The organism is Sphingomonas sp. Root720 (assembly GCF_001428605.1).
Classification (GTDB): domain Bacteria; phylum Pseudomonadota; class Alphaproteobacteria; order Sphingomonadales; family Sphingomonadaceae; genus Rhizorhabdus.
Window position 1 is genome coordinate 27067 of the sequence record NZ_LMID01000003.1, and the last position, 25990, is coordinate 53056.

Here is a 25990-nt window from a genome sequence, read left to right on the forward strand (position 1 = left end):
GTTCGCGTGTACGTAAAGTGGACGGCAACGATCGTCCGGGCTGGAGAGGATCGGGCGATGCACTCGGTATCGGCAAGTAGACGAGGCAATTCGCTGAAGGCCATCAGGAGTTTTACATGAAAGCTGCCAACGCTACGACGGCGCCCGCCACCGTTGAGGAACTCGACGTACTCGTCGTCGGAGCCGGTTTCGCGGGCCTGTATCAGCTTCACATGCTGCGAAAGAAGGGATTCACCGTTAAGGTCCACGAGGCCGGTCCGGGGCTGGGTGGCGTATGGTACTGGAATTGCTATCCGGGCGCGCGAGTGGATTCGGACAGCTACCTCTATCAGTTCTCCGATCCGGGCCTATGGAAGGACTGGAGCTTCAGCGAGCGATTCCCCGGGGGTCCGGAAATCCGCCGCTATTTTGAGCATGTCGACAATGTCCTCGATCTGAGCCGTGACATCCGGTTCAATCGTCGCGTCGAAAAGGCCCGTTTCGACGAGCAGCGCCATCAGTGGATCGTCGAGCACGACGATGGCTCCATCGTGCGCGCGCACTATCTCGTCCTCTGCACCGGCTTTGCGGCCAAGCCCTTTATCCCGACGATCAGGGGCCTCGAGACGTTTGCGGGGGAATGCCACCATACCGGGCTGTGGCCACAGAACGGCCTTCGGGCCGCCGGAAGGCGGATAGGCGTCATGGGAACCGGCGCGAGCGGTGTCCAGGTCATTCAAGAGTTCAGTAAGGTCGCAAGGGCGCTGACCGTCTTTCAGCGCACACCCAACCATGCCTTGCCGATGCGCCAGGCAAAATACGATCAGCACATTTCGCAGAAGATGAAGCTGGGTTTCCCCGCCATGTTCGAAAACCGGCCGAAGACGTTCGGGGGCAACGACTTCGACTTCCTTCCTCAATCCGCCCTTGAGGTTTCGCCCGAAGAACGGCTCGCGGTCTATGAGGATCTCTGGAATCAAGGTGGATTCAAGCCGTGGGTCGCAACCTATCACGACGTACTATCCGACATGGAGGCGAATGAGTCGGTCTATGCTTTCTGGCGCGACAAGACTCGCCAAAGGATCAACGACCCGGCGGTGGCCGAGAAACTGGCGCCGATGGTCCCGCTGCATCCTTTCGGCGTCAAACGGCCGAGCCTGGAACAGGACTATTACGAGGCCTTCAACCAGGACAATGTGACGCTGGTCGACCTCCGCGAAAATCCTATCGACCATGTCAATGCGCAGGGCGTCGTCACCGCCGACGGTGTGCAACACGACCTTGACGTCTTCGTCCTCGCCACGGGCTTCGATTCGGTGACTGGCGGTCTGACCAGCATCGACATTCACGGGACGAAAGGCGAGACGCTCAGGGAGAAGTGGGCCGATGGGGCAAGCGCCTACCTCGGCCTGGCGACATCCGATTTTCCAAACCTGTTCTTCGTATACGGGCCATTGAGCCCAAACGCGTTGTCGGTCGGGCCGGTCAGCGCCGAGGTCCAAGGCGCCTGGATCGTCAAATGCCTCGAATATATGCGTAACGGGCAGCTTTCTCAGATTGAGGCTACCCCGCAGGCCGAGCAGGTCTGGAACGATCATCTGAACGAGATCGCCGAAACCACCTTATTCCCGCGCGCCGACTCTTGGTACATGGGGGCCAACATCCCCGGCAAGAAGCGCCAGCTCCTCGCCTATCCGGGGGGCCTTCCCCTCTATCTGCAAAAATGCCGAGAGGTCGACGAGAACGAATACGAGGGCTTTGCGCTTAGCTGAGCCTGGAACGGTACAGCGGTCCGCTGGGGACGGACTCGGTCAGGAGAGCGTAGAATGGCCCATGACGTTACATTGGCGGACGACGACAAGGTTATCCTCTCCTTAATGGCGGCCAACGGAATTCCGCCATACGAATCAATGACCCCCAAGCAGGCTCGCTCGGCTATGGCGCAGTTCGCGGCGATCGCATTCCCCAGGATGGCGGTCGGCAGCGTCGAGGACCTCTCTATTTCCGGCGCGGACGGCATCCTTAAGCTGCGCCTGTACACGCCGCCGGCAAAGCCCAGCGGCCTCACGCCCGCGCTCATTTTCCTTCACGGCGGCGGCTGGATGCTCGGGGACCTCGAGAGTCACGACGACATCTGCCGCAAGTTCTGCGTGTCGCTGGCCATGCCCGTCCTCGCCGTCGATTATCGGTTGGCGCCCGAGCACCGCTTTCCTGCGGCCGTCGAAGACGTCTTCACCGCCGTGCGCTGGTTGTCCGACAATGTGGAACGCTTCGACATCGACCGTGAGAAAGTCGCGATCGGCGGGGACAGCGCCGGTGGCAACTTGGCGGCCGTGGCGGCGATCGCGGCAGCGCGGGGTATGCTACCCGCCTTAGCCTACCAGATCCTGTTCTATCCGGTGACCGATCTGGGGCGGGAGAGCGAAGGCTATGCGCGCGTTACGAGCGGCGTGCCCGTTGCCGCGCCGACCATGCGTTGGTTTCGCGATGCCTATCTCGGCTCACGGCAGGACGGGGAGGATTGGCGCGCATCGCCGTTGCGCGCGGACGACTTGGCGGGCGTTGCTCCGGCGTTCGTCATGACGGTGCAGCATGATCCTCTGGCGGAGGAGAGCGCCGCTTATGTTAGCCGCTTGATGAAAGCGGGAGTTGCGGTGACGCACCTGCATTATTCGCAGCATTTTCACGGCATCATCAACATGGGAGCGATGATCCGCGATGCGGAGGCGGCGATGGCAAGCGCCGTCGCGGCACTGCTAGCGCATTTCCGGCCCTCCGCGTCCGCCGGCTGAGTTCTCGCACCAATCTCGTCAACCGTGCATCCGAGGAGAGCTTGTCATGTCCGGGTTCGCAGCAAAGACCGTGCTGGTAACTGGTGCGGCGACCGGGATCGGGCGCGCGACCGCGCTGGCCTTCGCGGCGCAAGGGGCGTGCGTGATGATCGGCGACATCGATGATCGTGCCGCGGAAACCGTGGCGCTCATCAGCCGGGCCGGTGGAACGGCGGCGTTCGAACACTGCGACGTCGGCGACGCGATGCAGACGACAGCGCTGGTCGAAGCGTGCATCACGCGCTTCGGCCGATTGCATATCGCCTTCAACAATGCCGGGGTTCTCCCGCCGGCGGTGCCCTTCCACGAGATCGTCGAAACAGACTTCGATCGAATTATCGCGACCGACCTGAAGGGGGTCTTCCTCTGCATGCAGGCAGAGATCAGGCACATGCTCGAGCATGGCGGCGGCGCGATCGTAAACACGTCGTCGGTCGCCGGCATCGTCGCCGATCCGAACATGGCTTCCTACGTTGCGGCCAAGCATGGCGTTGCGGGCCTGACCAAGGCAGCCGCGGTCGAATATGCCCAGCGAGGGATTCGCGTTAATGCGATCGCTCCCGGCTTCATCGTCACCCCGATGACCCAGCCATGGGCGGATTCGCAAGTATTCCGGAACGCCTTCTTCGCCCAGAACGTCATCGGCCGCGCCGGAACGGCGGAAGAGGTAGCCGGAACCGTGCTTCACCTCTGCTCGGACGCGGCGAACTTCATCAACGGAGCGCTCTTCGTAATCGACGGCGGTCAGACCGCCCACTGAAGATATACCGCACGCGCCGTGTGATCGCCAAGCCCACCAGCGGCCGCATGAATGCCACCAACCTTCGTTAGGTGACGTCAGATTATGGAGCGGGCAACAGGATAAGGAGAATGGATCAGACGATGACTGATCGCTCACTGCGGACACAAAGCGGCGACGACGATCGCCGAATAACGGGGAGGATAGGGGTATGGATTACTCGGCAGCGATAGGGACGTTCGTGTCGGGCATGGCGAAGGCCCGGCATCTGACATTGCTGCTCGCCGTCGCGGGCGGCGCGCTCACCACCTCCGAAGCCGCCGCACAGACCACCGCGCAGCCCGAGAGTGCGCCCCCGGCAGACCAGAGCGCCGCGCCAGCGGCGCCCGTGAAGAAAAAAGGATCCGTTACCGACGAAGGGTCGGTTTTCCGGGACATAATCGTGACCGCGCAGAAGCGCAGCGAAAATATCCAGAAGGTAGGCATCTCTATTACCGCCTTCAGCGGCAGCCAGATGCGCCAGCTGGGCCTCCGTAACGCGATCGACATCGCCAAGGTCACTCCGGCCGTCAGCATTTATCAAATTCACCCGTCGGTTACGAGCATCAACATCCGGGGCGTCTCGCAGAACTACTTCGCCGACCATCTGGAGGCGCCGATCGCGGTCTATCAGGACGATGCCTATCTCGGCTCGACCAGTTCGGTCGGCGTGCGGACCTACGACGTCGACCGCGTCGAGGTGCTTCGCGGCCCGCAAGGCACACTGTTCGGACGCAACGCAACTGGCGGCCTGATCCATTTCGTCTCCAAGGGTCCAACGGACAAGTTCGATGCTTATGAGGAAGTCACGGCCGGCGGTTACGAATATGGCCACGGCTTCATCGAGACCGAAGGGGCCGTAGGCGGCCCGCTCTCGGATAACGTCACGGCCCGGCTCTCCTTCGCGACGACCAACGACCAGGGGCCTTGGCACAATTCCGTCGGGCCAGCCCCTGGCAACAACAATGAATACGACGCCCGCCTACAGCTGCGGTGGGAAATCGATCCCGCCACAAGGCTGGATTTGAACGGTTCGATCTCGCTCAACCGCAACATGCGCGGCGCTGCCTATACTACGCGCGCGGTGCAGCCCGACGCCCACGGGCTCGGTACCGCGCTCGCTCCTGACGAATACGGTACATACGTCAATTTCGCCTCGCCTACCTTCGCGCCCATTCAATCGCCCTGCGAGGGATGCGACCTGACCGGGTATCGCCAGGGATCCAATCCATTCAAGCTGCAAGAGGACGATCCCGGAAGCTTCCGGCGTACCATCTATTCAGGAACGGCCAAGCTAACGCACGACTTCGGGCGAATAAACTTCGTGTCCGTTTCCAACTACCAGCATATATCGAAGAGTTTTTCCATCGACACCGACGGCGGCCCTTCGGTCCTGTTCGATTATGGTACGCAGATGAAGTATCGGCAGTTCTCGGAGGAAGCTCGCGTATCGGGCACTTCCGACAAGCTGAAGTGGGTCGCCGGATTCTTCTATCTCAATATGAAGGGCCGTTACGGCGTCGATGGTCTGTTCGATCTCGGCCCATATATCGGCCTGACCTGCACCGCACCCGCCTGTTATGGCGGCTCGCCCGTAACCGACTCGTTGCGCGCCAGCTACGAACTGAACGTGAAGAGTTGGTCCGGCTTCGCTCAGGGAGACTATTATCTGACGCCCGATTTCTATGTCACGGGCGGACTTCGCTACACCGACGACCAGAAGACATTCGATTACCGCTTCCATGATTCGTTGGGATTTCAGGCGGTCCTGACGGGTGGCTCCCCGACCGTCGACTATAATCCTGCTACCGATCCAAGCGCTGACCGAAGCTTCAAGAACATTTCTGCTAAAGCTCAGGTAAACTGGACGCCGAGCAGCAATCTCCTAGTTTATCTGGGTTATTCCCGTGCCAATAAAGGTGGCAACTGGAGTGCTCCGATTTTTCCTCCGGTCGTTACCTCGGCACTCCCTCACAAGCAGGAGGTCCTCACCTCCATCGAAGGTGGTGAAAAGCTTCGAATGCTCAATGGTGCCTTAACTCTGAATAGCTCGGTCTATTATTACTATTACAAGAATTACCAAGCTTTTGCGATGCAGAATCTTGTACAGACGATCTTTAACGTCAATGCGCGCGCCTACGGCGGCGAGGTAGAGCTCCGTGCAAATCCGCTCCTAGGCTTGGATCTGGGGCTGTCGACCGCGTTCATCCACAACACGGTCTACGATACGCCATTGCCAGACGGCACGTTCGCGGATCGTAAGCTACCAAACGCGCCGAAAATCTCGCTCAATGGTTTGCTGCGCTATTCTTTCGACGCGCTCGGCGGCAAGCTCGCCGCACAGGCCAATGCACAATATTTTGGCGCGCATTACATGACCGTCCTCAATGAGCCCACCAACCACGAGAACGGGTATGTGACTGTCGACCTCCGGCTGGAATATACTAGTCCCGATGCTCACTGGTCGGCTGCCGGCTTCGTCCGCAATGCGAACAATGCCCGCTACCGCATCTACGGGCTCGACGTCTCATCGCTCAGCTATGCCGCGGGCGTCTACGCGCCGCCCCGCACCTACGGCATGACCCTCGGCTGGAAGTATTGATGATCCAGCGAAGCTCCACCCGAGCCCTGCGCGCTTCTGAGAGGTCCGGCATGTCGCCCTTACCGTCCGCCGGCGTCGCGGCCACGGACATCGATCCGTTCGAAGATTCCGTTCTACTCGAGCCATACGACGTCTATCGCAGCTGGCGTGACGCCGGCCCCGCCGTCTGGTCGACCCGCCACCAGCTATGGATCCTCGCGCGGTTCGACGAGGTGAAGGAGGCGCTGCTCGATCACGAGACTTATCGTTCGGGCAAAGGCGTCGGTCTCTATCCCGCGGCGAACAGCGCCCTCGAGGGGACTGTGCTGGCGAGCGATCCGCCGTATCATACGCGTCTTCGGCGGGTGCTGGCGGAGCGGATGTCCCCGCGCGGGCTGAGGGCGTTGCAGGACGATGTCGAGGCGTCTGCCGCGTCACTCGTCGACAGCCTGATCGAGGAGAGAACCTTCGATGCCGTGCCGGCGCTGGCGCAGAAGTTTCCGCTGACCGTCGTGGCCAAGCTCATCGGCCTGCCGGACGGTGACCAGGGGCAGCTGCTCGAATGGGCCGATTGCGGTTTCAACACCTTCGGCCCCGGCAACGAGCGCACCGTCAGATCGATGGTCAAGTTCGGGGAGATGTTCGAATATATCGCAACCCTGGATGCCGATCCCGGAAAGCTGCGGCCGGGCAGCATGGGCCGCGAGATCTATGAGGCCGCGGAGCGCGGTGAGATACGTTTCGATCAGTGCGGACGGCTGATGGCGGCGTACCTCATGGCCGGTCTCGACACGACGATCTCCTCGATCACCAATGCCGTCCATCTCTTCGGGACATTTCCCGATCAGTGGGATGTGGTGCGAGCCGATCCCGCTCGCATACCCCATGCCTACAACGAGATTCTGCGGATCGAATCGCCTGTCCAGGCCTTTCGGCGGACCCTCGCCAGAGATGTTCGTCTCGGCGATGTCCTGATGCGCGAGGGCGACGCGGTCCTGCTCCTTTATGGCTCCGCGAACCGCGACGAGCGCCATTGGGACGAGCCCGATCGCTTCGACGTGCGCCGCCGCGCCGGCGATCATCTCGCGCTGGGCTTCGGTATCCACAACTGCGCCGGCCAGGGCTTGGCCCGGCTGGAGGCCCACGCGCTGATCGCCGCGCTGGCGGGCAAGGTCGCGCGGTTCGACGTCGGAACGCCGCATCGCCACTTGAACAACGTCATCCGCAGCATCGAAAGCCTGCCGTTGAGCCTGGTAGCGGAGAGATCGAGATGACCGAGGCGCCGAAGGTATTGCTGGTCGTCACGCAGGACACCAAACAGTTGGAAAGCCGGTTCCTGCGCGAATGCCTCGAGAACGGCGGATGCGAGGTCATCCATCTCGATCCCAGTGTACGCGCGAACCTCGGCGGCGCCGAGATCGGACCCGATGAGATCGCCGGCGCGGCCGGAACGACGATGGCGGATGTCCGTGCGATCGGCCATGAAGGCAAGATCCAGGAAGTGATGATCGCCGGCGCGACGAAGCTCGCGCTCGATCTACACGCCCGCGTCGGCTTGTCGGGCGTTCTGTCGATCGGCGGCTCGATGGGGACCACGTTCGGCACAGCGATCATGCGCGCCTTTCCCTATGGCGTGCCCAAGCTGATGATCTCCACGCTCGCCTCCGGATTTACTGCGCCCTTCGTCGGGCTCAAGGACATCGCGATGCTGAATGCGGTGTGCGATGTTTCCGGTATCAACAGCATCACTCGTGAAGTATACCGCAACGGAGCCTTCGGCCTGGCCGGGATGGCGCGAGCCTATGCTCCCGCCGCGGCCGACACCCGGCCGCTCGTTCTCGTCAGCGCGCTCGGCACTACCGAAGGCGCCGCGCGGGGGGTACGCGAGGGTCTCGAGGCCATTGGCTACGAAGTTATGGTGTTCCACACCACCGGCAATGGCGGGATGACGATGGATGCGCTCGCGGCGGAGCGCGACGTGGCGGCGGTGGTTGACATCTCGCTCGTCGAGGTCAACGACTTTCTCAACGGCGGGATCTGTAGCGCGGGACCGGAGCGCGCTACGGCGGGGTTGAAGCGCGGCATTCCGACGGTCATGGCGCCGGGCAACGTCGATTTCTACATCATGCCCTCGCCGATGGCCGTCGGCGAACGTCCTTTCGAGGGCCGCCGCTTCCATATCCATAACGCCGCGCTCACCGCGGTCAGGACGACCGAGGACGATCTAAAACGCCTGGCGGACCATCTCGCGGGAATACTGCGTGAGGCCCGCGGGCCGGTGCGCTTCTTGATCCCGCTGGACGGCTTCTCGAGCCACGATAGCCCCGCCGGACATATCCATGCGCCCGAGCTGCCGCCGAAGTTCGCGGGCTATTGCCGGAAAGTGATGCCGGCCAACGTCGAGCTGCGGACGCTCGATACGCACATCAACGATCCCGCATTCGGCGCTGCGGTGGTCGCCGCAGTGCGCGATCTCACGCGGGGCAAATCGATCGCATGAGCGAGGATTTCCTCCTTCTTCCGGAAGACATCGCCGAGATCGTCGCACTGCTCGACGGCAGCGGCTATGAACGGCTCGACGTACGCACCGCGCGCTTCTCGCTCCGCCTCGCACGCGCCGGCACGAGCTGGTCCCAGGTGTGGGAGCACCTGGCGGCCGATGAGCCGCTGGAGGGCGGCGGCGTACCGCCCGTGACGGCGCCGGACGGCAGCGACCGAGCGGCCGAGGCCGAGGGCATTGTCGCGGTCCGCCCGCCGCTTCCCGGCACCTTCTACCATGCGCCGAAACCGGGTGCGCCGCCCTTCATCGCGATTGGCGACGCGGTGAACCCGGACATGGTGGTCGGTATCATCGAGACGATGAAGGTGATGAACAGCGTCGCCGCGGGCGTGGCGGGCGAGGTCGTCGAGATCGTCGCGGCGGACGGCGCGATGGTGGATGCGGAAGACGTGCTGATCCGGATCAGGGCGGGCGGATGACACTGCCATGATCCGGCGCCTGTTCATCGCTAACCGCGGCGAGATCGCGCTGCGCATTACCCACACCGCGCGCCGCATGGGCATCGAGACGATATTGGGCGTGTCGGAGGCTGATCGCACGTCGCTCCCCGCGCGGATGGCGGACCACGTCGTCCTCCTAGGCCCGGCGCCGTCGTCGCAGAGCTATCTCGACGTGGACCGGGTCGTCGCCGCCGCCGCCGGGGCAAAGGCGGACGCCGTTCATCCCGGCTACGGCTTCCTCTCGGAAAACTCCCGCTTCGCCCGGGCCGTCGCCGCGGCGGGGATGATTTTTATCGGCCCGTCTCCTGAAAGCCTCGATGCGATGGGCGACAAGCTGAAGGCTCGCGCTGTCGGCCTCGCCGCAGGCATGGCGGTGGTGCCGGGCGGCGAGGCCGAAGACAGGGAAGCCGCGCGTCGGCGGGCGAACGAAACCGGCTATCCTCTGCTGATCAAGGCGGTCTCCGGCGGCGGCGGCCGCGGCATGAAGCGCGTCAACCGCGATGACGAGCTGGACAGCCAGATCGCGCTGGCAATGGCCGAAGCGCAGGCTGCATTCGGCGATCCCCGGATATATATCGAGCGCTACATCGCACGCGGGCGCCACGTGGAGGTGCAGGTTCTCGGCGACGGCAGACGCGCTATCCACCTCGGCACGCGCGACTGCTCGATCCAGCGCCGCTTCCAGAAACTGGTCGAGGAAGCGCCGGCACCGGACATCCCCGAGGAGCGGCACGAGGCGCTGCGCGCCGCCGCCGTCCGCCTGGCGGAGTATCTTGGCTATAGCGGCGCGGGCACGGTCGAATATCTCGTCGATGCCGAAAGCTTCGACTTCTACTTTCTCGAGATGAACGCGCGCATCCAGGTCGAGCACCCGGTGACGGAGGCGGTGACCGGAATCGATCTGGTCGAGCAGCAGCTCCTGATCGCCGACCGCCAGCCACTGGGGATAGCCCAGGACGACGTAAAGGTCACCGGCCATGCGATCGAGGTACGCATCAATGCCGAGGACTGGACTGCGGATTTCCGGCCGTCGCCTGGCAAGGTGGCGCGCGCCGCCTGGCCCGCCGGCCCCGGCATCCGCGTCGATACGCATATCGAGAGCGGCGGCGCGGTGCCGCCCTATTACGATTCGCTAATGGGCAAGCTGATCGTCCAGGGGGCCGGGCGGCGCGAAGCGATCGCGCGTATGGCCGCAGCGCTCGACACGCTTGAGATCGACGGCGTGGCGTCCACAGCACCGATGCACCGCGCGATCATGGCCGACCCGCGCTTTGCCGCCGGCGCGGTCGACACCCGCTTCTTCGAGGAGCTCGCGCGTGGCTGAGATCGATCTCGTCGACGTGTCGATCCGCGACGGAAACCAGAGCCTGTGGGGCGCGACCGGTCTCGCCACGCGCCAGATGCTCGAGATCGCGGGCAAGCTCGATCGGGTGGGCTTCCGCGCGATCGATTTCACCTCCTCGAGCCATATGGCCGTCGCGGTGCGCTATTTCCGCGACAATCCGTGGGAGCGAATTCGCCGCATGCGCGCCGCAATGCCGCGTACGCCGCTCCAGTTCATCACCACCGGCCTCCGCTTCATCGCCTGGGAGCAGGCCGATCCCGATTTCATGCGGATTGTCTACCGGCGGCTGCAAGCCTGCGGCATCCGCCGCTTCATTCTACTCGAGCCGACGCACGACGCCGCGGCGGTGATCGAAGCGGCGCGGATCGTGAAGCAGGAGGGTGGGGCCGAGACGATGGCCGCGCTCACCTTTACCCTCTCCGACGTGCACGACGACGCCTTCTATGCCGGCTTTGCCGCGAAGCTCGCGGGCAACCCGGACATCGACCTGTTTTACGTCAAGGACCCGTCGGGGCTGCTCTCGCCGGAGCGCGCGGGCACCCTGATCCCCGCGATCCGTGCGGCGATCGGGCGCAAGCGGCTCGAGGTGCACCTGCACTGCACCATCGGACTGGGTCCACGCGCGAGCCTCGCCGCGGTGGAGGCAGGCGCGGAGGCCGTCCACGTCGGCATCGGCCCGCTCGGCAACGGCACCTCTCTGCCGGAGGCGGAGCGCATGATCGCCAACCTGCGCGAGGCCGGGCATTTGCCCAAGGTTGACGCCGCTGCGCTGGCATCGGTGGCGCATTACTGGCGGCGGCTCGCCACCGCCGAGGGGCTGCCCTCGGGCAGACCTCAGGAGTTCGACGCAAGCTTCCTGCGGCACCAGATCGCCGGCGGGGTGATGACGACGATGCTGCGCCAGCTGACGGAAGTGAAGCTCGAGCACAGGCTGGCCGACGTGATCGCCGAGACCGAGCAGGTGCGCGCCGAGTTCGGCCAGCCGATCATGGTCACGCCCTTCCCGCAGATGGTGTGCAGCCAGGCGCTGTTCAACGTCGTCGCAGGCCGGCGCTATGCCCAGGTTTCCGATCAGGTCATCCGCTATGTGATGGGTAGATTCGGCCGCCCAACTCGACCGGTGGACGCCGCGGTCGAAGCCGCGATTCTCGATCGTCCGCGCGCGAGAGAGATCGAACGCGAGCCGGCGGTGTTGGCGCTCGCGGAAATGCGAGCCCGCTTCCCGGGCGCAATGCCCGAGGAGGAATTCCTACTCCGCGCAGTTATGCCCAGCGACCAGGTCGACGCGATGCTCGCCGCCGGTCCGGCAAAGGCGCGCTACTCGCCGGATGCGGCGCCCATCGTGGCGTTGCTACGCCAGCTCGCGGCGCGGCCGGCGGCGCGCGACCTCGTGGTCGAAAGGCCCGGTCTCCGGCTGGCGCTCCACGCGGGAGGCGCCGTTGGCTAACATCGATGCGGCGATCGCGCAGCGCATCCGCGAGGTGCGCGGGATGGTAATCGACATGGACGGTACGCTGGTGCTGGGCGACGCGGCGAGCGGCGGCCACATGGCCCTGCCGGGCGCCGCGGCGCTGCTGGTCGCGCTCAAGCGGCGCGGCATTCCATTCCGCGTCTTCACCAACGGAACCGCCAAGCCACCGGCGGCTTATGCGGCGAGCCTGCGAGCGGCCGGGCTCGACGTGACCGACGCCGAGCTGATGACCCCCGCGTCCTCGGCCGCCGCCTGGTTCCTCGCGCGCGGCATCAGGCGCGTGCGCGTCCTCGGGCGCGAAGGCGTCCAGCAGCCGCTGCGCGAAGCCGGACTCGACGTCGTGCAGCCCGGCGCGAAGGCCGAAGGCGTCGAAGCGGTATTCACCGGCTGGTATCGCGAGTTTACCTTTCCAGATCTCGAGGCGGCATGCCGTGATATATGGGCCGGAGCGCTGGCGACGACCGCGTCGAACGTTCCCTTCTTCGCGGCCCAGGGTGGCCGCGCAATCGGCGCGAGCTTTGCAATCAACGCGATGATTCGATCGCTGACGGGCAAACGGGCGAAGGTCCTCGGCAAGCCTTCGCGAGCCGCGTTGCGCTGCGCCCTGACGCTGATGGGGCTGCCGATGGCGGCGGAGAAGGCGCTTGTCGTGATCGGCGACGATCCCGCGCTGGAGATGCGGATGGCGAACGCCGCCGGCGCGCTATCCATCGGTGTCACCAGCGGCCTCAACGATGCGGGCACTTTCACTGCTTTGACGCCGGCCGATGCCGCGCACGTCGTGCTGCCCGGGTTACCGCCCTTGCTGGAGCTATTGTCTCGATGTTCGTGAACCGCAGAGCAGTGCAGATCGAGTGGGGCGATTGCGACCCCGCCGGAATCGTCCATTATCCGCGTTACTTCGCGATGTTTGACGCCGCTACCGCGGCGCTGTTCGCCGCCGCGCTCGGTTATGGCAAGCTCGAGATGATCGGCAGGTTCGGGATCGTCGGCTTCCCGATGATCGATACGGGCGCGTGCTTTCTTGCGCCCAGCCGGTTCGGCGATCTGGTGACGATCGAGAGCAATGTCACCCGTTTCGGCCGCAGCAGCTTCGAGGTGGCGCATCGCCTCCTGCGCGGTGCCGCGATCGCCATCGAGGCGCACGAGAAGCGCGTCTGGGCCGGCCACGACGCCGGCGATCCCGCGCGGCTCAAAGGCCGACCTATTCCGCACGAAGTGATCGACGCGCTGTCGACCTTCGCACCCCCGTTGCAGGAGAGCTGAAATGTCAAAGGTGATGATCACCGTTGCCCCCACAGGGGGCATGGCCTCCAAGGCTCAGAATCCCAATTTGCCCACCCAGCCGGCGGAGATCGCCGAGTCGGTTCACCGCGCCTTCCGGGAGGGCGCCTGCATCGCGGCGCTCCACGCCCGCCGGCCGGACGACGAAGCGACCTGCAACGCCGACATCTACCGGGACATCAACGAAAGCATCCGGGCGCGCTGCGACATCGTCATCAACAATTCCACCGGCGGCGGATCGAGCGGCGACATGCTCAAATCCCGCCCTGACGGCCTGTACGAGTCCAATTTCGAGGAGCGGCTGAAGGGATGCGAGGCGGGCGCCGAGATGGCCACGTTCGACGGCATGACCTTCGTCGACGTGCATGGCGGCAAGGAGATCGTCGTCATCACGCCTCCCAGCCGCTGCGAGACGTTGGTCAAGCGCATCATTGATCGCGGCATCAAGCCTGAGTGGGAAGTGTTCGCCCCCAACCACATCCTGCAGGACGTGACCCGCCTGATCCAGAAGGGCTATGACAAGCCGCCCTACTATATCAACATGGTGCTGGGCGCCGACAAGGGCTTCCAGGGCGCGATGCCCTACAGCCATGACGTCCTGACTGCGATGATCGCGGCGCTGCCTCCCCAATCGATCTTCTGCGTTTCGGCGATAGGCCCGGCGCAGCTTCCGGCTACGACCCAGGCCATGCTGCTCGGCGGCCACGTGCGCGTCGGCCTGGAAGACAATAATTACTACAGCCGCGGAGAGCTCGCCACCAACGAGCAGCTTGTCGCGCGCACCCGGCGGATCGCCGTCGAGCTCGGCCTCGAGATCGCCACGCCCGCCGAGGCGCGCGACATAATCGGCCTGCGGCAACCCGTCGCGAATGTCGTGCCGGACGTCGCGTGATGGCCTATCCTGAGCCGTTCGACCTCAGCGGAAAGGTTGCGGTCGTCACCGGCGCGGCCGGCGGACTGGGAGCCGCCTTCGCCGCAGCAATGGCGCAGGCCGGTGCCAGCGTCGCACTGCTTGATCTCGACACCGAAGGTCTCGCCGCCACGGTGGCCGACGTGGAGAAGCTGGGCAAACCAGCGATAGCGGAACGATGCGACATCGCCTGCGAAAGCGACGTTATCGATTCAATTGCGAACGTACTAGAGCGCTTCGGTCAGATCGATATTCTGATAAACAACGCTGGGATAAGCGATCCCGAGCCCATGCCCGTCCACGAATTTCCCACGGCGCACTGGAACAAGGTGGTTTCCATCAACCTCACCGGGCAGTTCTTCTGCGCCCGTGAGGCACTGAAGCCGATGGTGGCGGCAGGGCGAGGCAAAATCATCAACGTCGCCTCGATGTGGGGGCTCGCGGGACCGTCCAGCGTCGCGCCGTTACCGGCCTATGCGGCGACCAAGGGGGCCATAGTTAATCTTACTAGGGAATTGGCGTTGCAGTATGCGGCAATGGGAATCTGCGTAAACGCGATCTGTCCTGGCTTCTTCCGCACGGCTCTTGGGCCTTATGAGGATCCCGGTTTCCTCAAGAGGATCACCGATTTTACTCCAATGGGCCGCATCGCCGACGTGAGCGAGATAAAGGGTACGGCCATTTATCTCGCATCTGCCGCTTCCGATTTCATGACTGGGGCAACAATAGTTATCGATGGAGGATGCCTGGCAAAGTGATAGCCGCATCAAGATCATAGAATTGATCGGAAAACACCCGCTGGGAGTCATCGGTGCCAGCGGCATCGAGCACCGGCCCGAAGGCGCGCACACGCTGCCAGAGTGTCCTCGATAACGGGCGATGATATCGGATGTAATTGCGCGCAATAATGAGCGCGCACCACAGCAGTAGAGCCAACGAGATCCAGAGGGCGGTCAGCGGGTTGCCGAAGATAAGAACGACAAGCCTGTATACCGGGTTAACATGCGACTCCATTGGCCCCTTAATTCCTGCCCCTCGACAAGGTGATAACCAGACTGCAGTGACGACGCACGCGAGATGCCTGATTTTGCGGGAATGACTCCGATGAGAATCGAAGCCGAACCCGCGCTACTCCGCGGTCTCCAAAATCGTGCACAGCCGCGAGCAGCTTTCCTCGGGTTGAAGCTGGATAACCTTGACCAACGCGGTGTCGCCGCTCTTGAGCATGACATTCGCGCACGCGCGCCGCCATGTGCTCGGCGCCGCCAACATCGGTCTCCTCTACCTCCGGCGCGCTCGATCGTGTCAGTGGGCAGCGCCTTGGTTAGCGTCAGGGTGAAACTATGCCACGAGTGGCGTGCCGCCGTGCTGGCAGTCCGGCCCAGCGGATTGGCGCACCGCAAGGTATGATGCCCGTGACGCGGGAATTCATGGCCGCACCCGCGCAGCGTAATGATCACCCGGGTCTTCAGAACCAATCTCTTTTAGTGATCGCGCTATGGGCTCCGCCCAACCTGTCCGTCCGCGTCTGCGCGAATCGGTAAGCACGCCCACAATTGCAAAGCGGTCGTGGATCAGCAGCGCGTCGATAAGCGCTCTAGCCTCGTCAAGATCCTTCGCGCGCTTGGAGCGATTGGCGGGATCGCGGCGCTGGGCGAGGATGAGCTTATGGACGGCGAACTTTGCGGGCTGGGGAACTGAGACAACTATCCCGGCGCCCCAGAGGACGACCGTGGGCACGGGATCGCGGATCAGCCAGTCGAGGTATTGCAACGGCACGGCACTGGCACTTAGGGCCTTGAGGGCTACGGGATTGGTGTCGGTCCTGCTGCGGGTGGGCGTTAGCAGGTCGACGAGATAGCCTTCCGCGTTGCGATAGCGCGACGAAGGCTCGCGCGGATCGAGTTGAGGGATTCCCGCGAAGGTCGGATCGGCTCGGCGCAGGATGTCCTCCATCCGCTTCGGCGGGTCGGCGGCGATAGCGATCCGTGCCGTCGCGAGATCGAGGTCACCGGTCATCAGCGTGGGGGCGGGAAGGCGGCTGCCGATGAGCGGTTCGAACTTCATGTAGGCACCGGTGCCGACGAGAACCGCACCTCGCTTGAACAGGCCGGCGAAGGCGAGGGCATCGAGCGCGGCGCCGTGGGTCCGATCCGGACCGGCCAGCCCATGCCGCCGAGGCATCGACACGATCTGGCGGCGGCTCTTCGCCAGCTCTCCGCCTTTGCGCAAAGTTGCGGCCTGTTCCTCTGCCGCCGGATCGCCAACCTGGCCGACGAAGCGGTCGACGCGGTCACGGCCGACGGGCAACTTCGCATAGATTTATTCGATACTGTCACGCGCACGCGTATAGACGGAGCCGGGCAGCGGAGCGGTATCGACCTGCTGCACGAGGTCGGCGAACATCGTCCGGATAAGGGGCTGCAGTTTTTAGATCGCTCATACAAACGGAAATAACGTATCTGTCTGTATAATCAATTTACCGCCGGAAAGCGGTAATCGGGAAGCTCAAATGCTCGGTGCAACGGAAGCCCGTTTTACACCATAGAAAATCGTCTGGGCCAATTTACGAAAAACGGGAAATTTCCGAGGCAGCTGGCAGCTTGGGAAGCTATTACACTCCTGACGATCTGGTCGGGCTGATCCTCGACGAGACGCTGGAGCCGCTCATAACGGAGCGCCTAGACGCCTTCCGTGCCGCGCTCGAAAAGCTCAACCCGAAGGACGCCGAAGACTATTGGCGGCGCGAGTTGCGCGACGCGGACCCCGGCGAACGCCATACTCTCGTTGCGAGTATGCGACCCGGCGATGGGCTCGGGGCACTTCCTCGTCAGCCTCGTCGATACGCTCGCCGATAACGTTCTCGACGCGATGTCGGAGGCGGCCTCGCTCGGCGCCGACCGTCTGCGCACCTAGCGGCTGAACAGCGACGTTGCTGCGACCCTCGCTCGGCCCGAGAGCGCCAACGCCTTTGCGCGCGAGCAGTACGAAGGTGCGCGAGCGCAGTACGCCGAAGCCATGGCGGCTTGGAGACGGCAGGTGGACGCCTGCCAGGCTGGTGATTACGGGAAATGCGATCGCCCTCGGTAAGAAGTTTCTATGTGCGTCGATGGAGTAGCGCTCCGTAGCCGGCACTGCACCCGCTTGTAGACTCTGTCTCGGCCCTACCCTTTCACGACGATCGGATGGGCGATGCGGACGTCGTCGAGCAGACGCTCGATGTCGGCGATCTCGCGCGAGCCGCCCGGCGGCGTCACCGACCAGTTGCAGTGGGGGTGGGTGGAGATGTCGCGAAGCTGGATCGGACCAAGTGCTATCCGCCAGCGGCGCTGGCTCCCGCCACTCTTTCGAGCAAGCGTACTGATCAGAAGGTCTTGAAGCTCGCTCGCCTTCATCCGGCGCACCCGATCAAAGCGCGGAGGGTGGCAAGGCGGCCACGGAATGGTTGTGGTCCGACCCGATCTAAAAGTCCGCGCATCGGCTTTAAGCCGACTCAGGAGGCACGGCCGGCGAGCTCCGCCTCGAGCCGGGCGAACAGCGCATCGAGAGCCGGCCGGTCACTGTCCGGCAGGGCGCCGCGCCGGCGTCGAACCTCGTGGATCAGCTCCCGCCAGTAGGTCAGCGTCTCCCCATAGACGGGATGACCTTGTAGCCGGGTCGCGCTTGCGATCGCAGCGCGTAGGTTCTCGGTGATCGAGCCATGCAGGTCCATGAGGGCTCCTTTGCGCCAACGATGCCGGTCATAGCGCGCTAATTGGGTTGCGCGGACCAGAATCAGGAGTTCGCCGGGCGAAGATCATGTCCCAGGCTATGTCAATTTGGCTTACTGCTGCCCGCGCAAAGTTTGGGACCGATTGTGGATAGCGCCTTGAGCTGCCATAGACTTCTGTTGGCACAACAGAAGGTTAGCGCTTGACCTTGGTGATCCTACGGTCACGGATCAGCACTCCGGATCAATTCGAGCTGCACGGCCGTGTTGGACAGATCGGTGCCGACCTCGGCGAAGATCATTTCGAACACCGGGCCGTAGCCAATGTTGCGAAAACGACGCTGCACCTGCTTCACATAGTCCGCGAGCTCGCCGGCGATGATCGGCGAGATCCGTCGATATTGGGTTGCTGGACTGGTCGCGTGCTGAACGAAGGAGTCGGGATCGACCGTTGCCGAGCATTTCCTGATAACCCGGGCGACCACCTGATCTCGCGAGCGAAGCCGGTAGCGCTTCTTCATCAGGTCGATCTGCTGGATCGTGCCTTCCGAGAGCGCCATGTTGAGATTGCGGTGACCGGATGCGTAAAGCTCATCCCGTTGCTGCTGGACCAGCTGCTTCATCGACATGCGCGGAGTCGCGGGGCTGAGTCTCGCCATGCCGTTCGATTAACGCCACGTCATCTGCCGTGTCAATTCGCCGCGCACCAGATGCTGTAAATTGGTTTATGCTGCATGGCGACGCCCGGCGGATATAAGGTCAGCGAACTCGTGGGGGGAGGAGCCGTCCGCGATCACGCATGGTTGAATCACCGGATGCCGAAGTATCTCGATGCGGAGGAAATAGTACAGCCTGCCGCACGACTGTTCGGCGAGCGATTGAAGAGCCGTCGACAGAAGATGGGGCTGACTCAGGCGCAATTGTTCGAGCAGACCGGCATCACCGCGGCCTACATCTCCTTTATCGAGCGGGGGCGCGCTAATCCGACGCTCGACATGATGGTCAAGCTCGCTGATGCGGTCGGGCTGGAGGCCTGGAACATGATCAGGCCGGACGACGAAGCGAACAGTTCCGCCAGCTAGTAGAGCTGACAATGCGGGGCTGCGAGCGACGACAATGCGGCGCTAAACGAGACGCCCGTGGCGCGGGTAGGTCGGCGCTACGCGGATGTCCCGTCGGTATCAGGCCGAGCGACATGGCTGCCATCGCGGGAACTCTTGGGATGGGGTTCGGCGGCATCCTTGCCCTGGCCGCGATCAAAGCGCTCGAGGAAGTTGAAGAGCGTGGACCGCGCCACGCCTAGCTCCTGGGCAACATCGGTTGCCGTCGCACCCGGTTTGTCCAGCTTCGCCCGGATCTCCGGCAGCTGGCTGGGATCGAGCAGGCGCCTCCTACCCCGGGAAGCGGTGTCTACCGGATGCGTCTTGATGCCGTGCAGGTAGCGATAGTGATTATCGAGGGCCTCTAGCAGCGCGTGCAATTTGTCGTCGGCGCGCGGCTCGATGACGATCCCTGCTGAGATGATTTCGAAACCGACGCCACTGCGCAGGAACTTGCTCATCACGCTGACCAACGTGGTGGTCGAGAGGGTAATGCAGGATAGATCGTAGAGCTTGATCCGATCGCCTGGACCGAGCCTGATCCCATGGCGTGCGAGAAGATCGCCGAGTTTGTTGAAGCTCTGCCTGCCCGCCACGACCACATAATCGTCAGCTTCGAGGCACGCCTTCTGGTCGTCGATGGTCGCGGACCCCTGACATTCCGCAAGAAAAGCGACGGTGGTGCTCAATCTGCTGCCCTTCGCTCCATGATCGCCTCAAGGTCGGAGACCATGCGTGCGCGGACGCTAGGATATCCCAAAGGCAGGGTTTCCTATGCGAATCGCCACGCAGCGGCAACCTGGTGAACGCCAGCGGCGGCCGGCATCTCGGCTGCGCAACGAACTGTTTTAGCTCGAAAGTGGTTGGCAAATGAGACTTGCCTGCTCCGTCAATATCGTCCACTGGTTTAGGTGGACTGTAACGGCGGAGGAGCAACATGCTTCCGGCAGGGCTTACGGCGAAGGCTATTCAGCTCTGCGCAGCAGGGCTAGGGGCGGGCGGATCTCCGGCCCCGGCTCCGTACGCGCTCACCGTCCGCGCCGGTGCGATCCTCACCCGCCAGCCTGAAACCCGGGGCGATGCGGAAGCGACAGTCCAAGACCTGATCGCGCTCGGCGCTGACTTCGAGGCCGGGCCGCTCGCCATCAATGGTCGGGATTTTGCAACTTTTGGGGTGACGCCCGCCTCGGTGTTCGATGTCTGTGCGCTCGCGCATGTCGAGGACGGCGCCAAGCCAGTCTCGACGTCCGGACCTGCCACGGTATCGAGCGTCACCGCGCTGCTGCGCACGGCGTTCGGCGCGCGGATAACCGATACGATCCGGCCAATGAACGCCAGCTATGGCGCACGCTACAGCTGGCACAAGTTCGGCCAGGCGATCGACTTCGTCCCCGCAGGTGGCGTGGATACGATCACCCGGGAGCAGATCCGCGCCCTCATGGCCGCGAGCAACATTCGGATTATCGAGCTCCTCGGTCCGGGCGACCGCGGACACTCGACCCATTGGCATCTCGCCTTCGCCCGACCGGGACAGGTGATCGAACAGCCCCGGCCGGTCGAGGGGGACGAGGATTGGATCGTCAACGTCGCCAGCACGGATGATTTCCGCCCCATCAACGAGACCGATTCGAGAAGCGCGCCCGCATCGAGTGCTCAGGCCGCTGAGAAGGCCCCGCCGCAATGGGACGTGTTTGCAGCGGCCGAATGGCGTGCAGCGCGTGGAGGTGGCTCATGATCGCACGTTTGCTCAACAGGCTCGCCGGCGTGGCCGGCGGGCTGGCATACCCCATCGCAGGCTTGGTCGCGCTCACGGCGCCGCAGCCTGCCTTCGCCTCCGATTGGGGCTGTCAGGTCATACTTTGCCTCGCCACCCCAGGCTCGCCCACGACCTATGCGGCGTGCGTTCCGCCGATCACGAAACTCTGGAACGTACTCGCCTTGGGCGGCTCCTTCCCGAGCTGCACGGGGGTCGGCATCCGCACGAAGAAGGTCAAGCACGGCTATGATCTGACAGTCACGCAGTCGGATGGCTCCTCGTCGAGCTACGCACTCGACACCCGCACGCAGACGGTGACCCAGCAGTGATCTACGACGTCCCCGCCATCACCGTGCTGGCGCACCAATGCGCCCCCGAGATCGCGACGGAAGCGGTCGTGCCGCTCGTCGTGACGGAGAGCGGCGGAGATAGCCTGCAGATCAACGTCAACAAGGGGCCGCGCGTACGCGCCGGATCCGTGGTCGAAGCCGCGGCGATCGTCCGCCGCTACGTGGCGGCGGGGTATACCGCCGACGTCGGATTGGCGCAGATCAACTCCGCCAACTTCGCGCGGCTCGGTGTCACGGTCGAGCAGGCGTTCGACCCTTGCACCAACCTGCGGCTCGCCTCCCTGCTTCTGCAGCAGGGCTACGGGCTCGCAAACCGGTATTATAGCGGCCTCGACGCCATCTCGGCGACCTATTCGCTCTACAACACCGGCACGCTGACCCGCGGCTTCCGCAACGGCTATGTCGGGCGGGTCTGGATGGCTGCCAGCACGATGGGCTCGGTACAGGCCGTTCCCCCGCTGCCGGCCACTGGTGCCGCATCGAACGGGGCGGCAGCCGCGGTAGTGAAGCCTGCGAGTGAGCGCGACCCTTGGATCGTCGGGCAAGTCGCGTCCAACGTGATCGAGGTTTTCAAGTGAGCGCGGAGAACAGCGTCGCGCGTAGCGGGCGCGAGGCCGATCCCCAGACCGAACGGATCGCCTTCGAAATTCCGCCCGAGCTGGCGACCCGGTACGAGGTGCGCGTCGTCGAGGGGGCGGGCGGCGGTGAGCAGCGGCTCGGCCTGTTCCGCCCCGGGGACCGCGTGATCCCGGCGATCGAGATCACCGACAGCCGCATTGTGGCGCGGCGCGAGGACGCAGAGACGATCGCGAGCCTGGTGAAGATCGCTCAGCACAACAGCTGGGATCGGATCGAAGTCGATGGCTCCCCCGAGTTTCGAAAAGCTGTGTGGTCCGCTGCGACGCGGGAGGGGCTGACGGTCAACGGCTACGAGCCTACCTTCGCCGAACAGGAGCGCATGGCGGATTTGAGACGGGGCGTACCCGCCAATCGCGACGCTACGGTGGTCGAGCAAGCGCGCCCGGTTCCGCAGACCGATGCCGGCGCCGCTACAACCCTCACGCATTCGGCTCCGGGTCAGTCTGCGGCTCGAAACGATGGTTCGCTGTCGGAGGCCGACCGGCGGCTCTTGCTGACGCTCAGCCGGCACACCGAAGACCGCAAGGTGCTTTATGGGGAGCTCGGCGACAACAGGGACGCTTTCCAACGGGAAGTCCATCTCGAGCGGATCGATGTGAATCGGGAAGCGCTCGAAAGTGCGCTTGAGCGGGCGCTGGAGAGCCCGACGCTGGTGAGGGCGTTCGACAGCTCCGGCTACGAGTCCGGCGCTCTGCGTCAGATGGGCAAGGGTGGCGCTTGGGACACGGAGGTCGCTGACGCGATCTATCTTGTCCGATCGGGCCTCCATCGGGATACGATGACGAAGGAGGCTGGCGCTGCTGCCACACTGGCCGACGAGCTTGATGCCGATCGGGAAGACCGGTCCGTCGCGGAGCCGACCGCCCCGCAAAGCCGAAGATCAGACTCTGAACAGCCCCGGACGCGGGATGAGCAGGAGCGGGACGCGGCCGCCGGGCGCCGGCAGGAGAGCGACGAGCTCGCCGAACTCTTCCTTCACGGCGGGATGGAGAGAGTATCGGCGGAGCCCCGACTAGCCAACGCGCTGCAGGCGCAGGCGGCGATGGAACAGCATATCGGCGAGGTCTTCGACGGTGACGCGCACCACATGGTCTCGGCGAACCTCGAGAGTCGGAAAATGATCTCGGACGTGCTGCGGCGCGGCCTGGATGTCTCGGTCCGCGAGCCCACGCCGGTTCGACAGATCGAGGCGATGCACACCCACCCCGAATTGGAGAGGTAGTTCGACATGGAGGATCGTATGAAGTTCACACCCAGGCTGGGTCGGCTGATGTCCGATCGCCGTGCCCGCCAGCTCGTCGGCTTTGCCGGCGCATTGGCTCTTATGTCGATCGCGCAGCCAGCATGGGCCGACGGCACATCCATCGAGAGCGGTCTGACGACAGTAAGGACCTGGCTGATCGGCATTTCTTCGGTGGTCGGCGCCATCGCCGTGATGGGTGTGGGATACGCGAAGCTGACCGGCCGGATGGAGTGGGGCCGCGCTGTCACCGTGCTGATCGGCATCGGCATCATCTTCTCGGCGACGACGATCGTCGGCTGGATGAGTACCGCAAGTGGCTGAGGTCGAGAAGCTCGCCGAGGACAAGGTCTTCCTCGCCATGACCAGACCGGCCGTGTTCATGGGATTGCCGCTCGAAGCGATCCTGCCGATCATCATGGTCAGCATGATCATCTGGTCGATCATGCACAATCCCTTGTACCCGCTAGCCGCTTTCGGGGCACTCTACTTCCCGGCGCGGATGGTCGTTCACTACGACTACAATGCCTTCCGGCTCTGGGGCCTGTGGTTTCAGACGGTGTTCCTTTCGAAGAACCGCAAGTTTTGGGGCGGTGGGAGTTACTCGCCCGTTCGCCTTGGCAAGAGCGTCAAGCGGAAGCAGTTCGGCAATGACTGAAACCAGGTTGAAGCATAAGAAGGTGGCGGTCCGCGAGACGGATGACGTCAAGTTCATCCCCTATACGCGGCACGTCGACGACACGGTTGTCGCCCTCGACGACGGCTCGCTCATGCGCATGTACCGCGTCGATGGGCGGCCGTTCGAAACCAGCGACATTGCCGATCTGAATAGCTGGCACAACAAGCTCAACATTACCTGGCGCGCGATCGGCGACGACCGCATCGCGCTGTGGACCCATCTCGTGCGCACCGCGACGGACCCGGTCCTGAGTGGCGACTTCCACTCCGACTTCGCGCGCCAGCTCCAGGACCGTTACTCCGAGACACTCAAGGAGAAGGTCCTCTACCATAACGAGTTCTACGTGACGCTCGTCGTGCGGCCTTCCAGCATGGCCAGCGACCAGGTCTCGCGCTTTTTCGGCAAGCAAAAGACGCCGGGTGAGTTCGATGACCGCGCGCTCACGATCATGGCGGACAAGAGCCGCGATTTCGAGTCCCTGCTTGCCGACGCGACACCGGAGCGCCTGTCGATTTACGAGCGTGACGGCATCCTGTTCTCGAAGCCCATGGAGGTCCTGCACTTCATCCTAACGGGCGACCGCATCCGCATTCCGCTGCTCGACGGCCGGTTGGGGCAAGCGCTCTACCAATCTCGCGTGGTCTTCGGGCGCGAGGCGGCCGAGATCCGCCTCGCCCACAAGTCACATTACCTCGGCATGTTCGGTGTGCGCGAATATGTCGCCAGCACCCGGACGGGCCAGTTCAACAGCCTGCTGAAGCTCGACTTCCCTTATGTGCTGACCCAGAGTTTCGCGCCTCTGGTGAAGCAGGACGCGAGCGAGCGCTTCACCAAGAAATATAAGCAGATGACGTCCTCGGACGATGCCGGCGTCAGTCAGGCCGTTGAACTCCTCGACGGGGTCGACGACCTCATGGCGAACCGCTTCGTCATGGGTGAGCATCACCTTTCGATCTCGGTCATCGACGACGATCCGCGTCGCCTCCTCGACCGCCTCTCGATCGCGCGCTCGGCCGCGGCGGACACCGGCATGGTGATGGCGCGCGAGGACGTGGCGCTTGAAGCCGCCTTCTGGGCGCAGCTCCCCGGCAATTTCCGGATGCGCGCGCGCCCTGCGGTCATCAACAGCCGCAATTTCGCGGCACTGAGCCCGTTCTACACCTTCCCGGCCGGGCGGAAGTCCGGAAACCACTGGGGCGAAGCGGTGACGCTGCTCAAGACGCGCGCGGGCTCGTCCTTCTGGTTCAACTTTCACCGCGCCGATATCGGCCACACGCTCATCATCGGCCCGACGGGAGGCGGCAAGACGGTTCTCCAGAACTTCCTCCAGGCCCAGCTCGAAAAGACCGGCGCCCGGCAAGTGTTCTTCGACAAGGACCGCGGCGCCGAGATTTTCGTGCGCGCCTGCGGGGGCACCTATCTCGCGCTTCGCAATGGCGAGCCGACTGGTTTCGCGCCCCTCAAGGGACTGGAACCCACCCACGATAACATTGCCTTCTTGCGCCAGTTCGTGCGGGTGCTTGTCAGGCGCGAGAATCGGCCGTTGACGGTCGGCGAGGATCGGCTGATCGACGAGGGCCTCGATGCCGTGATGCGACTGCCGTCGCATGCCCGCTCCCTCGGCGCGCTACGCGAGATGCTGGGCTACGCTGACGCTGAGGGGATCGGGGCGCGGCTCGAACGCTGGTGCCAGGGTGGTTCGCTCGGCTGGGCATTCGACGGACCGGTTGACGAAGTTTCGATGGCAGCCCGCCTCGTCGGGTTCGACATGACCGACTTTCTCGAGAACCCGGAAATCCGCACACCGACCATGCTCTACCTCTTCCACCGCGTGGACGAGCTGCTCGACGGACAGCGGGTGGTGGTCGATATCGACGAGTTCTGGAAGGCGCTCCAGGACGATGCGTTCCGCGCCTTTGCACAGGATGGCCTGAAGACCTTCCGCAAGCGCAACGCCTTCATGGTTTTCGGCACGCAGTCGCCGGCGGACGCGCTGCGCTCGCCGATCGCGCACTCGATCATCGAGCAGACCGCGACCAAGATCCTCCTGCCCAATTCCGATGCGAAGCGATCCGATTATTGCGACGGGCTGGGCCTGACGGATGCCGAGTACCGGCTGATCCGGGAGGACCTGACCCCGGAAAGCCGCTGCTTCCTTGTCAAGCAGGGCCACACGTCGATCGTCGCCAAGCTCGACCTGGCCGGGATGCCCAACGAGCTCAAGGTGCTTTCGGGGCGCGAGGAGACCCTCGTCGCCATGGAAGAGGCCATCGCCGCTGCGGGGGACGATCCGGCGGCCTGGCTGCCGGCTTTCTATGCCAACCAAAGGAGAAGCTGA

Annotated in this window: 26 protein-coding genes; 21 read left to right on the forward strand and 5 right to left on the reverse strand. The window is 63.8% G+C overall.

Annotated features, from left to right (window positions below):
• Positions 1-116 precede the first annotated feature (116 nt).
• The 13 genes from ASE22_RS06530 (at position 117) to ASE22_RS06590 (ending at position 14937) form a co-directional block, all read left to right on the forward strand.
• The gene (locus ASE22_RS06530; protein ID WP_056356542.1) at positions 117-1751 is read left to right on the forward strand and encodes a flavin-containing monooxygenase; all 1635 of its coding nucleotides are present in this window, start codon (positions 117-119) and stop codon (positions 1749-1751) included.
• A gap of 54 nt (positions 1752-1805) precedes the next feature.
• Positions 1806-2771, forward strand: a complete 966-nt coding sequence (locus ASE22_RS06535) for an alpha/beta hydrolase (RefSeq protein ID WP_082591512.1) — start codon at positions 1806-1808, stop codon at positions 2769-2771.
• A gap of 46 nt (positions 2772-2817) precedes the next feature.
• Entirely contained in the window at positions 2818-3570 is a 753-nt protein-coding gene (locus ASE22_RS06540; protein ID WP_056356546.1) for an SDR family NAD(P)-dependent oxidoreductase, read from the forward strand.
• 190 nt (positions 3571-3760) lie between these two features.
• Complete coding sequence (locus ASE22_RS06545; protein ID WP_056356548.1) at positions 3761-6190, forward strand: TonB-dependent receptor; 2430 nt, start codon at positions 3761-3763, stop codon at positions 6188-6190.
• A gap of 50 nt (positions 6191-6240) precedes the next feature.
• On the forward strand, positions 6241-7443 hold the full coding sequence (locus ASE22_RS06550) for a cytochrome P450 (RefSeq protein ID WP_056356550.1): 1203 nt from the start codon (positions 6241-6243) through the stop codon (positions 7441-7443).
• Positions 7440-8669: a Tm-1-like ATP-binding domain-containing protein gene (locus ASE22_RS06555; RefSeq protein WP_056356552.1), complete on the forward strand. Its 1230-nt coding sequence runs from the start codon at positions 7440-7442 to the stop codon at positions 8667-8669. Before ASE22_RS06550 ends, ASE22_RS06555 begins: the two co-directional genes overlap by 4 nt.
• Entirely contained in the window at positions 8666-9148 is a 483-nt protein-coding gene (locus ASE22_RS06560; RefSeq protein ID WP_056356554.1) for an acetyl-CoA carboxylase biotin carboxyl carrier protein, read from the forward strand. Before ASE22_RS06555 ends, ASE22_RS06560 begins: the two co-directional genes overlap by 4 nt.
• A gap of 7 nt (positions 9149-9155) precedes the next feature.
• Positions 9156-10493, forward strand: a complete 1338-nt coding sequence (locus tag ASE22_RS06565; protein ID WP_056356556.1) for an acetyl-CoA carboxylase biotin carboxylase subunit — start codon at positions 9156-9158, stop codon at positions 10491-10493.
• A complete protein-coding gene (locus ASE22_RS06570) occupies positions 10486-11961 on the forward strand; it encodes a biotin carboxyl carrier protein (RefSeq protein WP_056356558.1) in 1476 nt (491 codons plus the stop codon). Before ASE22_RS06565 ends, ASE22_RS06570 begins: the two co-directional genes overlap by 8 nt.
• Before the next feature lie 55 nt (positions 11962-12016).
• Positions 12017-12817 carry an HAD-IIA family hydrolase gene (locus ASE22_RS06575; RefSeq protein ID WP_268801323.1) on the forward strand — a complete coding sequence of 267 codons (801 nt, stop codon included), beginning with the start codon at positions 12017-12019 and terminating at the stop codon, positions 12815-12817.
• Entirely contained in the window at positions 12814-13251 is a 438-nt protein-coding gene (locus tag ASE22_RS06580) for an acyl-CoA thioesterase (protein WP_200956570.1), read from the forward strand. The genes ASE22_RS06575 and ASE22_RS06580 overlap by 4 nt, the downstream gene beginning before the upstream one ends.
• Before the next feature lies 1 nt (position 13252).
• Positions 13253-14161, forward strand: a complete 909-nt coding sequence (locus ASE22_RS06585; RefSeq protein ID WP_056356562.1) for a 3-keto-5-aminohexanoate cleavage protein — start codon at positions 13253-13255, stop codon at positions 14159-14161.
• The gene (locus tag ASE22_RS06590) at positions 14161-14937 is read left to right on the forward strand and encodes an SDR family NAD(P)-dependent oxidoreductase (protein ID WP_056356563.1); all 777 of its coding nucleotides are present in this window, start codon (positions 14161-14163) and stop codon (positions 14935-14937) included. Before ASE22_RS06585 ends, ASE22_RS06590 begins: the two co-directional genes overlap by 1 nt.
• 670 nt (positions 14938-15607) lie before the next feature.
• Here the strand turns inward: ASE22_RS06590 and ASE22_RS06595 are convergent.
• From ASE22_RS06595 to ASE22_RS06605, 4 genes are all read right to left on the reverse strand, one after another.
• A complete protein-coding gene (locus tag ASE22_RS06595; RefSeq protein ID WP_056356565.1) occupies positions 15608-16489 on the reverse strand; it encodes a GSU2403 family nucleotidyltransferase fold protein in 882 nt (293 codons plus the stop codon).
• A gap of 854 nt (positions 16490-17343) precedes the next feature.
• Positions 17344-17574 carry a hypothetical protein gene (locus ASE22_RS26070; RefSeq protein WP_082591514.1) on the reverse strand — a complete coding sequence of 77 codons (231 nt, stop codon included), beginning with the start codon at positions 17572-17574 and terminating at the stop codon, positions 17344-17346.
• 98 nt (positions 17575-17672) lie between these two features.
• Positions 17673-17891, reverse strand: a complete 219-nt coding sequence (locus tag ASE22_RS06600) for a hypothetical protein (protein WP_056356567.1) — start codon at positions 17889-17891, stop codon at positions 17673-17675.
• A 221-nt stretch (positions 17892-18112) separates the two neighbouring features.
• On the reverse strand, positions 18113-18547 hold the full coding sequence (locus tag ASE22_RS06605) for a hypothetical protein (RefSeq protein WP_235538127.1): 435 nt from the start codon (positions 18545-18547) through the stop codon (positions 18113-18115).
• 75 nt (positions 18548-18622) lie between these two features.
• Here ASE22_RS06605 and ASE22_RS06610 point away from each other — a divergent pair, with 75 nt between their 5' ends.
• Positions 18623-18970 carry a helix-turn-helix domain-containing protein gene (locus ASE22_RS06610; protein ID WP_235538128.1) on the forward strand — a complete coding sequence of 116 codons (348 nt, stop codon included), beginning with the start codon at positions 18623-18625 and terminating at the stop codon, positions 18968-18970.
• A 77-nt stretch (positions 18971-19047) separates the two neighbouring features.
• On the opposite strand, the gene ASE22_RS06615 is transcribed toward ASE22_RS06610, so the two are convergent.
• The gene (locus ASE22_RS06615; RefSeq protein WP_156405551.1) at positions 19048-19677 is read right to left on the reverse strand and encodes a helix-turn-helix domain-containing protein; all 630 of its coding nucleotides are present in this window, start codon (positions 19675-19677) and stop codon (positions 19048-19050) included.
• Positions 19678-19925: 248 nt separating this feature from the next.
• Between ASE22_RS06615 and ASE22_RS06620 the strand changes: the two genes are divergently transcribed.
• The 7 genes from ASE22_RS06620 to ASE22_RS06650 are packed head-to-tail and all read left to right on the forward strand — an operon-like array spanning position 19926 to position 25990.
• Positions 19926-20723: a hypothetical protein gene (locus tag ASE22_RS06620; RefSeq protein ID WP_056356573.1), complete on the forward strand. Its 798-nt coding sequence runs from the start codon at positions 19926-19928 to the stop codon at positions 20721-20723.
• Positions 20720-21073: a hypothetical protein gene (locus ASE22_RS06625; protein ID WP_056356608.1), complete on the forward strand. Its 354-nt coding sequence runs from the start codon at positions 20720-20722 to the stop codon at positions 21071-21073. The genes ASE22_RS06620 and ASE22_RS06625 overlap by 4 nt, the downstream gene beginning before the upstream one ends.
• Positions 21070-21672 (forward strand): lytic transglycosylase domain-containing protein, encoded by a 603-nt coding sequence (locus ASE22_RS06630; protein ID WP_056356575.1) that lies wholly within the window; start codon positions 21070-21072, stop codon positions 21670-21672. The genes ASE22_RS06625 and ASE22_RS06630 overlap by 4 nt, the downstream gene beginning before the upstream one ends.
• Positions 21669-22955 (forward strand): LPD7 domain-containing protein, encoded by a 1287-nt coding sequence (locus ASE22_RS06635; protein ID WP_056356577.1) that lies wholly within the window; start codon positions 21669-21671, stop codon positions 22953-22955. Before ASE22_RS06630 ends, ASE22_RS06635 begins: the two co-directional genes overlap by 4 nt.
• Before the next feature lie 48 nt (positions 22956-23003).
• Complete coding sequence (locus ASE22_RS06640; RefSeq protein WP_235538129.1) at positions 23004-23297, forward strand: TrbC/VirB2 family protein; 294 nt, start codon at positions 23004-23006, stop codon at positions 23295-23297.
• Positions 23290-23631, forward strand: coding sequence for a type IV secretion system protein VirB3 (locus tag ASE22_RS06645; RefSeq protein ID WP_082591515.1), 342 nt, complete (start codon positions 23290-23292; stop codon positions 23629-23631). Before ASE22_RS06640 ends, ASE22_RS06645 begins: the two co-directional genes overlap by 8 nt.
• Complete coding sequence (locus ASE22_RS06650) at positions 23624-25990, forward strand: VirB4 family type IV secretion/conjugal transfer ATPase (protein ID WP_056356581.1); 2367 nt, start codon at positions 23624-23626, stop codon at positions 25988-25990. Before ASE22_RS06645 ends, ASE22_RS06650 begins: the two co-directional genes overlap by 8 nt.

Coding starts and splice junctions, on each gene's coding strand:
- ASE22_RS06530 (WP_056356542.1), top strand. CDS start 117: ATGAAAGCTGCCAACGCTACGACGGCGCCCGCCACCGTTGAGGAACTC.
- ASE22_RS06535 (WP_082591512.1), top strand. CDS start 1,806: ATGGCCCATGACGTTACATTGGCGGACGACGACAAGGTTATCCTCTCC.
- ASE22_RS06540 (WP_056356546.1), top strand. CDS start 2,818: ATGTCCGGGTTCGCAGCAAAGACCGTGCTGGTAACTGGTGCGGCGACC.
- ASE22_RS06545 (WP_056356548.1), top strand. CDS start 3,761: ATGGATTACTCGGCAGCGATAGGGACGTTCGTGTCGGGCATGGCGAAG.
- ASE22_RS06550 (WP_056356550.1), top strand. CDS start 6,241: ATGTCGCCCTTACCGTCCGCCGGCGTCGCGGCCACGGACATCGATCCG.
- ASE22_RS06555 (WP_056356552.1), top strand. CDS start 7,440: ATGACCGAGGCGCCGAAGGTATTGCTGGTCGTCACGCAGGACACCAAA.
- ASE22_RS06560 (WP_056356554.1), top strand. CDS start 8,666: ATGAGCGAGGATTTCCTCCTTCTTCCGGAAGACATCGCCGAGATCGTC.
- ASE22_RS06565 (WP_056356556.1), top strand. CDS start 9,156: ATGATCCGGCGCCTGTTCATCGCTAACCGCGGCGAGATCGCGCTGCGC.
- ASE22_RS06575 (WP_268801323.1), top strand. CDS start 12,017: ATGGACGGTACGCTGGTGCTGGGCGACGCGGCGAGCGGCGGCCACATG.
- ASE22_RS06585 (WP_056356562.1), top strand. CDS start 13,253: ATGTCAAAGGTGATGATCACCGTTGCCCCCACAGGGGGCATGGCCTCC.
- ASE22_RS06590 (WP_056356563.1), top strand. CDS start 14,161: ATGGCCTATCCTGAGCCGTTCGACCTCAGCGGAAAGGTTGCGGTCGTC.
- ASE22_RS26070 (WP_082591514.1), bottom strand. CDS start 17,574: ATGAAGGCGAGCGAGCTTCAAGACCTTCTGATCAGTACGCTTGCTCGA.
- ASE22_RS06600 (WP_056356567.1), bottom strand. CDS start 17,891: ATGGACCTGCATGGCTCGATCACCGAGAACCTACGCGCTGCGATCGCA.
- ASE22_RS06605 (WP_235538127.1), bottom strand. CDS start 18,547: ATGGCGAGACTCAGCCCCGCGACTCCGCGCATGTCGATGAAGCAGCTG.
- ASE22_RS06610 (WP_235538128.1), top strand. CDS start 18,623: ATGGCGACGCCCGGCGGATATAAGGTCAGCGAACTCGTGGGGGGAGGA.
- ASE22_RS06620 (WP_056356573.1), top strand. CDS start 19,926: ATGCTTCCGGCAGGGCTTACGGCGAAGGCTATTCAGCTCTGCGCAGCA.
- ASE22_RS06625 (WP_056356608.1), top strand. CDS start 20,720: ATGATCGCACGTTTGCTCAACAGGCTCGCCGGCGTGGCCGGCGGGCTG.
- ASE22_RS06640 (WP_235538129.1), top strand. CDS start 23,004: ATGTCCGATCGCCGTGCCCGCCAGCTCGTCGGCTTTGCCGGCGCATTG.
- ASE22_RS06650 (WP_056356581.1), top strand. CDS start 23,624: ATGACTGAAACCAGGTTGAAGCATAAGAAGGTGGCGGTCCGCGAGACG.